We start from the raw sequence: 15,704 nt of genomic DNA on the forward strand, positions 1-15,704 counted from the left end.
AAAACAGTTGTTTGCAGAATCAGAATGTTGCTATTTCGTACTTTCAATATAAATGCAATCCCGTGCTGATGGCTTCCATTTTGCACACGTAAAAAAGGATCCCTGTCTCTTTAAAGAGCAGGAATCCTTTTTTAATCAGTTATTTTTTCAGGTGATACTTTTCGCATCAGCTGAAAGCCAGGCTTCATATAGGATCAGTGCAATTCCGGCCAGTAGTCCTTATTGGCTTCAATCAAATCATCCAGAATATCCTTGGCAACTTTTGCGCTCGGGATCGTTTTCGATAACGTCAAGGCTTGCCATAGTTTTTGATAGCTCTGCTCGACATAGGCTTCCACGACTAATTTCTCGACCGTCACTTGCTGGAACATCAAGGCTTGTTCAAATGCAGGGATTTTCCCTTGGGCCAGTGGTTCCGGACCGTCATTCCCCACGATACAGGGCACTTCCACCATCGCATCATCAGGGAAGTTGGCGATGGCGCCATTGTTTTCCACAATCATCAACATTCGTTCATGTGTGTTGAAGGCAATCGCTCGGGCCAAGTCCACGATAAAGGAGGCATGGCTGTCGATATGGAATCCACCATCAATGGCTGTCCCTTTTTCGATGATAGTGCGTGCGGCAGAAAAAACTTCTTTTTCCCGGCCATTCATGACTTCATTGGCACGCGTATAGTTGCAATCAGAATGCGCTACCTCATAATCCGGGTACAAATAATATTTCAAATAGGTATTCGGCAGATACCGCGGATTGACCGCTAATAAATCTTTTGCTTTTTTATGCGTTTCTTGCCAACTCCGATCCATATGTTGCGTGTCGACTTCAACTTGGGTCAAGTACCCGTTCTCTGCCACATAGTCTCGAATCTGGTCAAGATACTCGTGGCCCTCTTTATCTTTCACGCTAGTCCACCAGCCAAAGTGGTTCAGACCAAAGTAACGGACTTCCAGGTCTTGCGGATCCTTTCCGATGATTTGGGACATTCTGCGCAACGTTCCTACCGGCATATCGCAGATATTCAGCACTTTCGAATTAGGGCGGAGGACGCGGCAGGCTTCTGCCACAATCGCAGCCGGATTTGAATAGTTCAGCATCCAGCAATCAGGCGAGTAGGTTTCCATATGGTCGATGATTTCCAGCATCCCCGAGATACTCCGCATGCCATAAGCAATACCGCCTGGCCCGCAGGTTTCTTGGCCGATCACGCCATGACGCAACGGAATCTTTTCATCCTTTTCGCGCATTTCGTATTTACCGACACGGATATGTGCCATGCAGAAGTCTTTATCTGTGAACGCTTCTTTTGGATTGGTTGTGTAGGAGAACCTCAAATCAGGGGCTTTTTCTTTCAACAAGATTTCCAGAGCTTCACCCAGTACGGCTTGACGTTCTCCATCGTTGTCGTACAGCACCAATTCGCGCATCGGGAAACGATCTATATTATCCAGCATCATCATCACGATTCCTGGCGTAAACGTACTGCCACCACCAGCAATGACTACAGAAAATTTCTTCATAAACAATTCATCCTCACTTTTGTATTCAATTTATTCTTCTACAATTTCTCTATTTAATACTGTATCAACGGCTCTACGAATACTGTTCACCTGCAAACCATATACGACTTGAACATTTTGGCCTTTCTTGATGATGCCACTTGCCCCTGTCTCATTCTTCAAGATCCCTTCGTTCACTTTTTCAGGATCGGTTAAAGTAAGTCTTAAGCGCGAGTAGCAGTTCGTGACCGTCTCGATATTCGCTTCGCCACCGAGGGCAGCAACAATCGTATGCGCCATTCCCAACTCATTTGCGGGTGCTCCTGCTTTAGCGCTCTTCTCTTGATAATCTTTTTTCGAATACAAACGTGTTTCTAATCCCAACTCTTCTCTACCGATCGTTTTGTAATTAAACATCGTGATCAAAAAGCGGAACAGGAAGTAATACACTACAAAGAAGAATAAGCCGACGACAATATACATGGGCCACGCTGTTCGTTCTGTTCCCAGCGGCACATTATATAACAAGAAGTCTATTAATCCGTTTGGCCCTATTGCCCGCACGTTCAGAACATTCAGCAAGACCATACTCAATCCACTTAAACCAGCATGGACAACAAATAATAAGGGAGCGACAAACATAAAGGAAAATTCGATTGGTTCTGTTACACCAGCAATCAAAGAAGTCGCTGCTGCAGGAATCAGAATGGCACGCGCTTTCGCTTTATTTTCCGGCTTGGCTGTATGGTACATCGCTAGGCAAGCACCAATCAGACCGAACATTTTAGAGATACCGCGTGCATCCCAGATGACACTCGGTGCTAATAATCCGCCATCCGGATTTGCAATTTCAGCAAAGTAGATGTTCCGTGCCCCTTCAAAAATTTCGCCTCCGACCTCGGCGATGCCGCCCAGTTCCGTGTATAAGAACGGTGTGTACACTAAGTGATGCAGTCCGGTCGGGATAAGCAAACGTTCCAACGAACCATATAGGAAGACACCGAAGTTACCGCTTTGATTGATCAAGGTTCCTAAACTGCTGATGCCTCCTTGGAAGAACGGCCAGATGTAAGTGAACAAAATACCCAAGGACACAAGGATAGGAATCAACACGATGAAGACAAACCGCGTGCCGCCATAAATTTGGAAAGCATTGTTGAATTCTTTGTTGGCATAGCGATTATGAACAATCGCGGTAAGCACTCCTAGGAAGATGCCCAGAAAAACACCCATATCCAAGACTTGGACACCTAAGACCATCGTCTGTCCGGTCCCCTGCAGATCGCCTTCTACAAGGATGCCTTGCAGACCCATGAAACGATTCATTGCATTAATGAAGACAAGATAACCGAGCAGCGCGATAAATCCTGCTTCTGATTTTTTCTTGTTGGCTAATCCAACAGCCAAGCCGACGCAGAAGACGACGCCCAAGTTCACTAAAATCGAAACGAGTGATCCGGATAGGATTGTTCCGAATCCGGTTGTAATCGGGTTATTCAAAAATGGCAAAACCTCCAACAGACGCGCATTGGTAAATAGATTTCCTATCGCGATTAAAATGCCCGCTATCGGTAAAATTAAAACGGGAATAAACATCGCTTTGGAAAATTTCTGCATGGTATCCATGACTCTCTCTTTCATTTGTTTCCCTCCAATATGATTTCTTTAATATGACTACAGTGTAGCGGGAACCGACCGGAAATAAAAGGCTTTCATAACGTTAAAAAACGTGTTCCGCAAAGACGAAACACGTTTCACTTACTATTCTGTTTGCTACTGCTGTCATGCTTTCTATGCTTTTTCTTCTTCTGCTGGCTCTTCAACTTCATTGATTTCTTTCAGGTAACGGCTCAATAGGTACTCCACAAGCAGCAATGTAAATGGAAAGAATGTATTGGGCAACAGATTCCTGTCATCGAGCTTGTGTTGATCGGTAACCTTAAAATTCAGATCACTACATTCACCTAACCGATTGGGCGTTTCCTTCGTGAAAGCTACAGTAAAAATGCCAGCATTTTTCGCTTTCAGCGCCTTATCTATGACACTTTGCGTCTCTCCTGATTTGGAAATGGCTACAAATGCCCCGATGTTTTTCAGATTATTCTCCAACACACCAATAGAATCCAATGTGGTGGCAAGGATGACTGGTTTCCCCAACAGCAACAGTTTTTTATAGAAATATTCTGCTGCAATCGCCGAGAAACCGGCAGCATAGATGAAAATGAATTTCCCGTCCAAACTCAATACTTTTCCGATGAAATCGTCCATGTCCTCTATTGAATTATGTTGCAGCACGAGCGCATGATCCAGTTGAAAAAATTCATCTTCCGAGCTTCCTACAGGCACTGTTTCGGCATTCACAAGCGGTAATAAGTGATAATAGAGATCAATGAAACCTTTGTATCCCAGCTTTTTCGACAAGCGAATAATAGTTGCCGGTGAAGTATAATTTTCTTTAGCAATCTGGCGGACACCCATCTGTAGGACTGTATCCATGTTGTTGATGATGTATGTCAACAGTTTTTGATCAGATTCGCTTAATTCCTTACCTTGAACTAACTTGGCAATATCTACCACGCACGGATCCACCCCTAAAGTTTTTGTCCTCTCTAGTATAACGAAAATCAGCCTGTCTATGCATATTTATTCAAAATATTTGTTGAAATAAGAGAGCTGTTCCATTCGGGCAACGCGCCGGGAATGTTTCCATCGTCCTACGCGCTCAACGCAAAAAACGCACCACCCTTACTCTGCTAACAGAGCTAATGGGTGGTGCGTTCAACTATGATATCTTGCTTCTTTAGGCCAATTCCCAAAGTTCGAGGCTGTAATCGATTGCGTTGCCTGCCGCTAGCGACAGACCGGTTTCTCCCGCTTGCGGGAATACGCGGGAGGTGAAGGTGCCTTCGCCGTCGTTGACGAAGATTTCGATTGAGCTGGTGTCGACGAAAATCTGCAGTTTCACTGCATCCATCTGTTCGACCGTCAGCGTGCGGGTCGTGCCGAACTCTTCTGCGAACGGGATGCCGCATTGGCTACGGTCGATCGTGATTTTCTTGACGGATGGATCCAAGGTGATGCGGAAACGTTTATCATTGGCCGCATCTTCGCAGAGATCCAAAGTAACCGGCGCGTGGTCAGCTGACGTCGGGAATGCTACATCCAGCTGGAGCTCGTAGCAGTTGCCACCGTTGCGCTCGATCGTCTTTTCGCCAAACAACAAGCTTGATTCAGACACGGACTTCTCATTGCGCAAGGACACCAATTCGCGGACCGGTTGCTGGATCAGTTTTCCTTCTTTGATGGACAGTTCGCGCGGCAACGTCAGGCAGTGCGCCCAGTCTTCGCTGTCGGTCGGATACGCCACATCCGGCAAGCCCATCCAAGCCGTCAAGATGCGGCGGCCATCCGGGCTTTCGGCGGTCTGGGTGGCATAGAAATCGAACCCGGAATCCAGTTCCTGGAAGCCTTCATGCTCCAATTTCAGCTCATCCATCTGGAAGTCATCAGAGATGACATAGCCCGTCTGGAAAATATTGTGGTAACGGTCGCCTTCCGGCTCCAGTCCTTGCGGTGAAAACAGCAGCACCGTTTTGCCGTCGATCTCGAACAGATCCGGGCATTCCCACATGAAGCCGAAGTCCGGCAAGCCGGCATCGACTTCGCCCATCAATTCCCATTCCAAGGCATCCTTGGAACGGTACATCAGGATTGTGCCGGTTTCGTCGGTGCGTTGGGCACCAATGACGGTGTAATAGGTGCCCTGCTGCTCCCAGACTTTGGGATCGCGGACATGGTCGGTGTAGCCTTCCGGTTTACCGGCGATAGCAGGCGGCAGGAATTTCGTGAAGCTGCCGTCCGCCTCCATGCGGGCAACAATTTGGTTCGGCACCCTTTCCCATTCTTCCGTGCGGACATTACCGGTGTACATGATGTGCAGCTGGCCGCCCTTGACGAAGCCGCTGCCGGAATAGACGCCGTGGCTGTCGTACGGGGTGTCAGGCAACAGCGCGACGCCCTCTTCCTCCCATTGCACGAGGTCGGTCGAAGTCAGGTGGTACCAATGCTTCAAACCGTGGACCGCGCCCATCGGAAACCATTGATAGAAGAGATGCCATTTGCCGTCGAAATAGGTGAAGCCGTTCGGATCGTTCAAAAGGCCTGTGTTCGGTTGGATGTGGTAGTTTTGGCGGAAGGGTGACTGCGCCACCCTTTTCGCCAATTCTTCCAGATAGTTGTCGGAATAATCCGAGGTTTGTTTATAGCGCTCCTCGCGCGTCCATACTTTCATCGTTTATTCCTTTCCTAGTCAAATTAGTCCTATGCCTAGTAGTCCAAGCCTGCCTCTCGGAAATTAGATCGATTGGATCACAGTGTTTCCTTATTCAGAGCTGAAGGAACCTGTTCCGCATTTCTTTTTTTCGCTTCGTCTTTTGTCCAGTCGCGTTTGCTTAAGACGTAGGTCATGGATACTGTCGTGAGTGTCGCGATCAGCATGCCCAAGACGTAGATCCACAAGTCTTCTTGTTTGATCGAGATGACGCCCGGCAGGCCAGCTGCGCCCATTGCGATCGCTTTAACCTTGAAGAAGGAGATGAACGCGCTGCTGACGCCGGAACCGATCATCGCTGCGTAGAACGGGTAGCGGTATTTCAGGTTGATACCGAACATCGCAGGCTCAGTGATCCCCAAGTAAGCGGAGATTGCGGAAGCGGAAGCCAAGCTTTTCGCTTTTTGTTCCTTGATAATGAAGAACATCGCCAATGCGGCAGCTCCTTGAGCCACGTTTGACATAGCGGCGATCGGGAAGATGAACGTACCGCCTGTTTTGGCGATATCAGCCAACAATTGCGTTTCGACAGCGATGAAGCTGTGGTGCATACCGGTAACGACCAGTGGAGCGTAGAAGAAACCGATGATGGCTCCGCCGATGGCACCTGTCGTGTCATACAACCATACAAGGCTGTTTGTCATCACGTCGCCGAGTGTACGCGTCAGAGGTCCTACCAATGTGAAAGTCAGGAAGCCAGTGCTAATTATAGCGAACAGCGGTGTGACCAGGTTATCCAATGATGTGTGCACGCGTTTGTGCAAGAACGTTTCGATTTTCGCCAAGATGTAAGATGCAAACAAGATCGGCAGTACTGTTCCTTGGTAACCGACTTTAGCGATTTCGAATCCGAAGATATCCCAGAAAGGCACTTCGCCTGCAGCCAAGACTGCTGGATAGTTGTAGGCATTGACAAGATCCGGGTGGACCATCAACATCCCCAAAACAGCTCCCAAGTATGGGTTACCGCCGAATTTCTGCGTTGCGCTGAAACCGATCAGGACTGGAAGGAAGACATATGCCGCGTTGGAGAATGTGTTGATCATCGCTGCAAAACCTTCGATGGCCGGATAAGCTTCAATCAGCGATTTTCCGGTAACAAACAAATCCTGTGCCGTGAATACGTTGTTCAATCCCATCATCAAACCACAAGCTACGATGGCCGGAATGATCGGTACGAAGATATCCGAAAGCAATTTGACGCCTTGTTGGATCGGATTCAATTTTTGCGTGCCGGCTGTTTTGACTTCCTCTTTGCTCATGGCGTCGATGCCGGCCATCTTGATGAATTCCTTGTAGACTTCATTTACGATTCCGGAACCCAAGATAATCTGGTATTGGCCAGCCGTGGAGAACGTCCCTTTGACTTCGTCACGTGCGTCCAATCCCGCTTGATCGACTTTGCTTTCATCCCTCAAAACCAAGCGGAGTCGTGTCGCACAGTGCGTCGCCGCCTGTACATTGTCTTTCCCGCCGATATCCGTCAACAATTCTTCTGCAATCTTTTTGTAATCCATTTTTTCTCCCTCTTTCCTTTTGTCTGTTGTGCCTAAGAATAAGTGCAATAAAAACTTTGTTTCATCTCATTTCGGAACCGGTTCCTTTCTGGCTCAAAATGATAAGGAGCAGGTTTTCTGTATTGGTGAAACCGGTTCCTCTTGATATGAATAGTAAACCCTTTCAAAGATAAAGTCAAGCGTTTTCTAAAAAAATATTTTAGTCTTCAAAAAAAGGGGGAACAAAATGCACAAGCGTCCCGGATGACAGGGTACTTGTGCGTTCTGGGATTGCGATGATGGTTTATGGCCTGGTATTGCCTGATAAAAATTACCGGTAAGGGGGGAACTCACCAAGAAATTCGCCCCCCTGACTGTTATTTTCCGGAGAGGTCCCCTCATTGGGATATCCAACCCATTCTGAACGTACTACCGTGTGTGGAATGTATCTTTATTTCTTAGCAAACCAGTTCCATCCTCGTGCGCTAATTATTAGTACCAAGCGATGTCGCAACCTGGTAGTGCGCTCTGCAGCGTTTCTTGTTGTTCAGCGCTGATGCCCGCATTGCTGATATGCAGTTTCCCCAACTTGGCCAAGCCAGTCAAAGGTGCGATATCGCTGATTGGATTCCCCTTCACATCAAGGTACCATAACTCTGCGAAATTCGCCAAAGCGGTGGTATCGGCGATCTGATTTTCGGCCAGATTCAAGTGCCTGATTTTGATGAGACTGGCCAAACTTTCGATGGTGCTGATCCGATTCTGAGCCAAATCGAGGTAGACCAATTCCGTCAGATTTGCCAAGGCGAAGTCATCGTTCACTTGCGCTCCGCTGATTTCGAGATGCGTCAGCCTAGTCAAATCAGCCAAACTGCTGATATCCTCGACCGGTGTGTCGTTCAGATCCAACCGCGTCAGCTGCGTCAGGTTGGCCAATGGTGTAAGGTCGCTTATGTGGGTACCGCTAAGGTCGAGCGTCAACAAGTTTCCAAGTTCCGCCAACCCGCTGCCATCACTGATCTCCGTGCCGCTCAAGTCCAGTGTCATCAATTGCGACAAGCTTGCAACGGCGTTGGCATCACTGATGGGCGTGTTCTCCAGTTCCAGGATGGTCAACTGCGTCAACCCGGATACGGCTGTAATATCAGTGACTTGCGTGTTGCCAAGGTTCAGGTAGCGCAACTGCATCAATTCCGCTAAAACAGCGATATCTTGGGCCTTTGTATTGCGCAGATTCAGCGACTGGAGTCCGTCCATGCCAGCCAAAGGACGGATATCGTCGATGGCAGTGTCGTTCAGGTAGAGCGTCATCAACTGTGTCAATTTCGCCAACGGTTTGATGTCTTCCAAATTGTTGTTGTTGAGGTACAGTGTTTTGAGCTTGGTCAGATTTTCCAATGCTGCAACATCCTCTACACGGGAATGGCTGATATCCAAATATTCCAATTGCGTCAACCCGGCCAAGGCGCTGATGTCACTGACTTCTGTTTGGTTCAGGTGGAGTATCCGCAGATTCGTGAAGTGTTCGATCCCGTCGATCGCGCTTATGTCTTTATTACCCAAATAGAGGGCATCGACCGCTTCGACATCGCTTGCCGCAAGTTCGCCTTCTTCTTTCCCGATCAGCTTGCGCACATAAAGCTCCATGTCTTCATCTGCGAAAGCCAGAGTCGTGACGCTATTCAAAGATTCGTTGCCAGACCCTTTTCCCACCTCACTGACGGCTTGGGCGGAGCTCTCTTGGCTAGTAATTTCCCCATCCGAGTCCGAAATCGTTGTGTTGGCGCAGCCCACGAACATGACTAGGGCGAAGATGGATAATATCCTTATTCTTTTTTTCATAAAAACAGCCTCCTTAGGAAAATTGCGGGAGCTGACGACGGGATCCGTTCCAATAGGGATCCTCAGACGATAATTGCTGAATCAGATTGCATTGATCCGAAAATGATCTGCCACACTCCCATTATAAGACTCCTCTGCTTTAAGCGCTAACATTACGGGCTAATTCCCGCAGTTAATCCCTCAAATGCTTACGTCACAGCCCTTTCCATTCAGAAAAAACAGCTCGCATTTTAGAGAGTAAATCCCCGGAATGCAAGCTGTTTTCAATGAATTATCTACTGGACAGTTTCCGCAGCAAGCTTAGCTGCGATTTTTCTTTTCGCGTAGACGAGACTCAAGCCCAGTCCGATCAGGACTACAGCAATCGCGACATAAAAGGCTTTCGTGAAGTCTCCATTATTGGCCGCTGCCAATGATGCAGTCACTTTCGGTGCAACGAAGGCGGCGCTCGAAAAGCCGATGAAGACGATGCCGTAGTTGACGCCCTGGTTCGCCGGACCGAAGTTATCCATGACCAATCCCGGGAAGACGCCCATCACGCCGCCGAAGCAGAGTCCCAAGGTGACGATTCCGACAACAAAAGCCCACACTTGGTCAACGCTTACAAGCAGGATGAAGGCAAAAATGATTGCGCTGTAGATGATGATGACCGCGCGGATCTGACCGATGCGATCGGAGACTGCGCCCCAGAATACCCGACCGGACGTGTTGCTCAAGGAATAGAGGCTGACATAAGCGGCTGCGGCCGATGCCGACAAACCGAACATGGATTGACCGATCAGCGATGCATTCGACGCAATCATCAGGCCGGAAAAGGCGCCCATCGCGAACATCAGGATCAGCAGGTAGAATGCCGGGGTCGCCAGCATTTCCTTCCAGTTTTTGTTTGCGGTTATTGCTTTTGCTGGAACTTTTTCGGAGGCCGCAACGGTTTGCGGAACGATCTGCTTAGGTGCCGAGCGGATGAACAGACTGAAAAAGAAACCGACCAGCGCATACGCCAAGCCCATGCGCCAGAAAGCTTGACTCACGCCGTAGCGTTCGATCAGCGTATTCGCGATTGGTGCCGCGATGATTGCCGCTCCGCCCATGCCACCCGTGATCAGACCGGAAGCCAAGCCTTTTTTATCCGGGAAAAAGCGGATCGTGTTGCTGAGGCAAGCGGAATAAGCAAAGTTCTGCGCAAATCCGCCGAAGATGCCGTAGATCAGATACAACTGAAAAATGCTCGTCGCTTGCCCCGTGAAAGCAAAGCTGATACCGAAAAGCACGACGCCGATGCGGGCAATCCATTTTGCCCAGCCGCGGTCCGTAAAATAGCCGCCGAAGATCATCGGGATCGGCCCCACCGCGGAATTGATCGCGAACGCCATCATGATGTTCGGCACCGCCCATCCCCGCAACTCCGCCAACGGTCCCGCGAAAACACTGAACGTGTAGACGATACCGGTGCACAACAAGATTCCCATCGAGCTGATCAGGACCACCCAACGATTTGTTTCTTTTTTCATTACTTTTCCCCCTTTTCCTAGTTCTTTTGTATTTTCAAGGATAGCGGTGCTGATGCAGCGTCGCTATCCCAATATTTGCTGATGCCTTTCATTCGTGAAGGTTGTTCCAGTATGCCATGGAATCCGGTTATAGGGTAACACTTAAATGATATATACAGATATAGGTTGATGCTATATGTTTATGCTTCTTTTCTCCAGGTGTGAAGGCTGTCCGGAGCTGAGCGCTATACGTGGCGCCCTGCTCCGGTGATGGGCCGCTCACCGGAGGACGACGGTAAATCGCGGGATCCAACTCCGACGAGCACCTCCTCATCGGAGGAAAGGACTCCTTAGTGGGCCGAACTCCGGCGTAGCCTACGTTCGCCGGAGGAAAAGTTTCCTACCACAAAAAAACCACCTGCGTGATAACCGGGTGGTTTGATTCATTCTATAATTTTTTACCCCATGACCGCCAAAACGAGCGGCAGCGCGAAGATTCCGATCAGGATGGAGACGGAATTCATGAAGGCGGATGTTTCGACGTCCCCGCCCGCTTCGTCGGTGAATCCGGTCGCCATCGATGCGATCGGCGAAAAGAACAGCATGCAGAGGATCGTCTTCACGACCAATGATACCGGCAGGAAGAGCACGGTCAGGATGGAGAAGATCAGCGAAAAGCCGTAGCGGATGGCCAAGTATTTGAAGGCCAGCTTGAAGCGGTGCGCATCCAAGCCCAATTCCAAACCGATTCCGATCATCAGCATCGCCAGGAATGTATTGGCGCCGCCCACCGTGGACGTAAAGGTGATGACTGCATCCGGCAATTGCAATCCGAAGAGACGCATCAACAAAAGAATCAAGTATGTATCGAACAGCGGCGAAAGGAACATGAGCTTGAGGAAGCCACCTAAGGTCGTTTTTTGTTTCTCATTCGCCACCGAACGGGACCAGCCATAACCGATTCCGGCCGCTCCGAAGGAATTGCCGACATCGAAAAGGGATGCAAAAATGATCGACTGCGGGCCCATCAATCCGGCGATATATGGCATCGCAAAGGCCCCTACGTTGTAGCTGCCGAGGTTGATGATTCCGAAAGCCTGCGCTATGCCGCCTTTCCTCTGATTTACCAGATAGCCGGTGATTTGCAGGACCAAGTTAGCGATGAGGCCGATTGCGGTCAAAAATAGCAGGTTGTAAGTGATGTCGAACGTGTTGAAACTGGTGATCAGTGCGCAGGGCAACGTGATCCGCAAAACAATTTTTGAAAATTTCGGGAAATCTTCTGCGCTTACCCATCCGATTCGTTTGATGACGTAACCGATCACGATGATCAATATCAATGATGCGGCTTTTGCTGCTATTTCACCCATTACGTTCCCCCTGCTCGCGTTTTTCCTTCAATTATAACAAAAAAAGTTCCGTTGCATCCGTTTCTTCCGCATTTTGTAATCGCATTACGGAACTTTTCAAAATCAAAAAAGTTCCGCCTGCCCCACTGGAATGGGTTTGGACGGAACTTTGAAGAAGGTTTGCTATTCTTCGTATTTCAAAACAGAACGCTCGCCCAATGGTTGGACCTCTCTGTTGTTGCCTTGATAATATTCGTTGAAGGCCGCAATCTGTTCCGCGGAGACTTCCACAGGGTTCGCCATCACGTACCACTCGACATTTTCGGTCAGCGGCGGTGTCGTCAAGGATCCTAGGTAATGGTAGTAGCTTTTGTTCGCTGGAAGCAGTTCGGCAACGTTCAGGCTAAGTCCGCTCGCAATAGTAGCTTCTTCATTCGCCTTCACATCATCCAGAATCGCTTGGAAGGCAGCGTTCTCTGTTCCTTCTTTAAAGAAAACCGCGATGACCGCCAAACGCCCATCCTGTGCTTTGTGGACAAAATGCAGTTCGATCGGGAAACTTTCTCCATCCACTGTATGCTCGCTCGGGGAATGCAGATGGAATTGCGCCAGTTCAAAACTGCGTCCGGCAATCGTCGCTTGGCCGCCGTCTTCTATTTCAATGCTGTGCCCGTTATCGATCACATCAATGATCTCTTCCGCATAGTCCAGTGTCAGCGAGCCGTCTGTGCTCATTGCTTCGGCTGCACTCGTTTCGATATTGATCGGGGATTGCATCTCACCGGATTCGAAGTCCCATTCATCCTGGTTCTCGTAATCCAAATGTTCCTCAGAGGCTGCTTCGGTTGTTTCTTCAGTTGTTTCTTCAGTTGCTTCTTGTGCTACCCCTTCGGAAGTCTGTTCCGTCGTCGCCTGCACGCTGCTGTCCGCTTCCGCCGCTTCTTCTTGGTTGCAGCCGCTCAGACCCAATAAGGCGAATGCACCCAGCACTGCCAAATATTTTTTTAATCCCTTTGCATCATTCATTTTTCTGATCTTCCTCCTTCAAACAATATCCACTTATTATATAATAATCCGCAATTAAATTATCGAATCAATCTCGAAAAACAATAAATCAACAGAGAACCCCTTTCGTTCCCTGAATTCAAAAGGATATTGCGATGAGAGGACTGGCGGGGCTATCCTGTCCCATCAGTCATCGCGCAAGACCACCTCGTAACCGAGTTCTCCGAGCATACGCATATCCTGTTCGATCGTGATGCCGTCCGTCGTCAGCATATCGCCGGAAATGGCCGCATTGGCGCCGGAAAGGAAGCACTGTCTGCCTTTATCCGCAAGCAGCCCCCTTCCGCCGGCCACGCGGATATAAGCATCCGGAGCCAGCATCCGAAAAATCGCGATGATGCGGCTCATCTCGTCATCGCCGACGACTTCGTTTTCCTCGAACGGCGTGCCAGGGATGGGATTCAGCAGGTTGACCGGTATCGAACGGATACCCATTTCGCGCAGGTCGATGACCATATCAATGCGGTCCTCCATCGTTTCGCCAAGGCCGATGATGCCGCCGCTGCAGACAGTCAGACCTGCCTTTTGCGCAGCGCGGATGGCGGCGATTTTGTCGTCGTAAGTATGGGTCGTGCAGACATTCGGGAAGTTCCTTCGCGAAGTTTCCAGATTGTTATGGACGCGCGTCAAACCCGCCTGCTTCAGTTTGGCGAATTCCGTTTCCTCCAGAAGCCCGAACGAGCCGCAGAGCGCGATGTCCGATTCCTTTTGGACGGCTTCCAGACTTTCGCAGACCTTGTCCACTTCCTTGCTGGACAAGGCTCTGCCCGAGGTAACGATGGAATACCGCAGTACGCCGCGCTCTTCGTTATATTTCGCCTGCTCGACGATCGTTTCCGATCCGATGAGAGAATAGGCATCCACTTTCGTGCGGTAATAGCGGGATTGGGCGCAGAACTTGCAGTTTTCCGAGCATTTTCCGCTTTTGCCGTTGATGATCGTGCAGACGTCGAACACATTTCCACAGAAATGCTCGCGAACCTCGTTGGCGGCTGCGCAAAGCTCTTCGAGCGGCATCTCTATCAATGCCATAGCTTCCGATTTGGTGAGGCGTCCGCCGGCATATAGCTTGTTTTTGATTGCTTCCATTGTGCTCAGTCTTCTGCTGGCCCGCTCTTCATTTTTTACGGATAATACAGATTCTTTTTCGCTCATCATCATTCTCCATTCATTTGGTTATAGTCATTGAATCAATGATGGCATAGGTTAAAAACTATGTCAACCACATCAATATATTGGGTAACAATGAAAACGATGGAGAAAACTTGCGCCTCTGACGATTCGGGTGATTTTGAAGCGGTTGCATGGGTTTGCACTTTTTCTGTTTTTAGCGGACGAACCAAAAAAAAGACCCATAAGCAAAATTTGCTTACGGACCTTTAATTGTTGAAATCTGTTGCTAGTCGTATAGGCTGAGGCTATTCTTTTCTCATTGTTGATTCCCGGATCAACAGCTCGTTATCCAGCGTTTGGATCTGGGCGACTTCTTTTTTCAAAATCAATTCCATCAGGATTTTCGCCGCCAATTCGCCGGATTCCATGAACGGATAATGGACCGTTGTGATGCGCGGATAGACCGCCTCGGTGATTTCATAACCACCAAAGCCCGCCAAGGAAAACTGATTTGGGATTTCCAGCTGCAACTCATGAGCCGCGCGCATGATCCCGATCGCGATGTTGTCGGTCGCGCCGATCACGAAAGTCGCTTTTGATTGCGGCAGGATTTCCAGTGCCTTTTCGTAGGCGTCCTTCATGGCAAAGCTCGTTTTGACGAAGGTATAGTCGATATCGTGGCCTTCGAAAGCCTGCTCGATGCCGTTGCGTCGGGTCACCCCGACCGCCGTATCGGATTCGTCGACCCCGAAGACAAGAATGTTCCTGTGCCCGTTCGCCACCGCGTAGGCTCCGACCGAATGGCCCGCCTTCTCGTCATCATGGATGATGCAGTGGAAATCGGGATGCGATTGCCCGACGATGACGACGGGAACATCAGCATCTTCGAACGCCTTCACATGAGCCGGCGTTATAGCCGCCGCGAAGAAGACGATGCCGTCGACGCGCTGCTTCGCCAAGGTGGAGATGGCTTCGATTTCGCGCTCGCGGCTCTGATCCGCATTCGTGATCAACAATTGGTTTTTGGAAAGGCGAAGACTATTCTCCAAGCCCCGCAACGCTTCATTCGTCGCAAAGGAATTCAGACGCGGAATGATCGTCCCTACCATATGCGTGCGCTTCGCTTTCAGGCTTTGGGCAAATTTATTCGGTTTATAGTCGTTCTCGGCAACGATCTCATCCAGCTTCGCCTTTGTTTTTTCGCTGACCGCTCCGCCGTTCAGATAGCGGGAAACGGTGCTCTTCGCCACACCGGCCATTTTGGCGATGTCATTGATGGTGACCATGGATAGCATGCACCCCTTTCTTGTGCTGCATAGCGGACTTCGTTCCGTATCCGTATACATATTCGTTCTCTGTCTTTGATTATACAGGTGCGAGGGGTCCGCCGCAACGGACCCGGGAAGGAAATCTGCCTGTTGGGACTAGTGAACGAGCGACTGGCCGGAGTGCCGGCCCGCATTTTGAGTGTCTGCTCCGACGAGGGGTTGCGCCATCGGAGGAGAGATCCGCTATTACCG

General features: G+C 49.4%; 11 protein-coding genes. All 11 read right to left on the bottom strand.

The features are described from left to right. Positions 1-194 precede the first annotated feature (194 nt). On the bottom strand, positions 195-1,520 hold the full coding sequence (locus tag C7R73_RS03320; RefSeq protein ID WP_106449121.1) for a 6-phospho-alpha-glucosidase: 1,326 nt from the start codon (positions 1,518-1,520) through the stop codon (positions 195-197). Between the two features lie 30 nt (positions 1,521-1,550). After that, positions 1,551-3,140 carry a PTS transporter subunit EIIC gene (locus C7R73_RS03325; protein ID WP_106449122.1) on the bottom strand — a complete coding sequence of 530 codons (1,590 nt, stop codon included), beginning with the start codon at positions 3,138-3,140 and terminating at the stop codon, positions 1,551-1,553. Positions 3,141-3,290: 150 nt separating this feature from the next. After that, positions 3,291-4,076 (bottom strand): MurR/RpiR family transcriptional regulator, encoded by a 786-nt coding sequence (locus C7R73_RS03330; RefSeq protein ID WP_106449123.1) that lies wholly within the window; start codon positions 4,074-4,076, stop codon positions 3,291-3,293. Positions 4,077-4,299: 223 nt separating this feature from the next. Beyond that, positions 4,300-5,790, bottom strand: coding sequence for a glycoside hydrolase family 32 protein (locus C7R73_RS03335; RefSeq protein WP_106449124.1), 1,491 nt, complete (start codon positions 5,788-5,790; stop codon positions 4,300-4,302). Between the two features lie 77 nt (positions 5,791-5,867). Further along, the gene (locus tag C7R73_RS03340) at positions 5,868-7,346 is read right to left on the bottom strand and encodes a sucrose-specific PTS transporter subunit IIBC (protein ID WP_106449125.1); all 1,479 of its coding nucleotides are present in this window, start codon (positions 7,344-7,346) and stop codon (positions 5,868-5,870) included. Between the two features lie 471 nt (positions 7,347-7,817). Then, entirely contained in the window at positions 7,818-9,167 is a 1,350-nt protein-coding gene (locus C7R73_RS03345) for a leucine-rich repeat domain-containing protein (RefSeq protein ID WP_106449126.1), read from the bottom strand. Between the two features lie 275 nt (positions 9,168-9,442). Next, positions 9,443-10,678: an L-lactate MFS transporter gene (locus tag C7R73_RS03350; protein ID WP_106449127.1), complete on the bottom strand. Its 1,236-nt coding sequence runs from the start codon at positions 10,676-10,678 to the stop codon at positions 9,443-9,445. 437 nt (positions 10,679-11,115) lie between these two features. Continuing rightward, the gene (locus C7R73_RS03355) at positions 11,116-12,027 is read right to left on the bottom strand and encodes an AEC family transporter (protein ID WP_106449128.1); all 912 of its coding nucleotides are present in this window, start codon (positions 12,025-12,027) and stop codon (positions 11,116-11,118) included. A 162-nt stretch (positions 12,028-12,189) separates the two neighbouring features. After that, a complete protein-coding gene (locus C7R73_RS03360; RefSeq protein WP_106449129.1) occupies positions 12,190-13,032 on the bottom strand; it encodes a carbonic anhydrase in 843 nt (280 codons plus the stop codon). A 165-nt stretch (positions 13,033-13,197) separates the two neighbouring features. Beyond that, positions 13,198-14,226, bottom strand: coding sequence for a biotin synthase BioB (bioB, locus tag C7R73_RS03365; RefSeq protein WP_205076455.1), 1,029 nt, complete (start codon positions 14,224-14,226; stop codon positions 13,198-13,200). Positions 14,227-14,489: 263 nt separating this feature from the next. Beyond that, the gene (locus C7R73_RS03370; protein WP_106449130.1) at positions 14,490-15,470 is read right to left on the bottom strand and encodes a LacI family DNA-binding transcriptional regulator; all 981 of its coding nucleotides are present in this window, start codon (positions 15,468-15,470) and stop codon (positions 14,490-14,492) included. Positions 15,471-15,704 lie beyond the last annotated feature (234 nt).

Origin of the sequence: Trichococcus alkaliphilus (genome assembly GCF_003008695.1) — a bacterium.
Lineage (GTDB): Bacteria > Bacillota > Bacilli > Lactobacillales > Aerococcaceae > Trichococcus > Trichococcus alkaliphilus.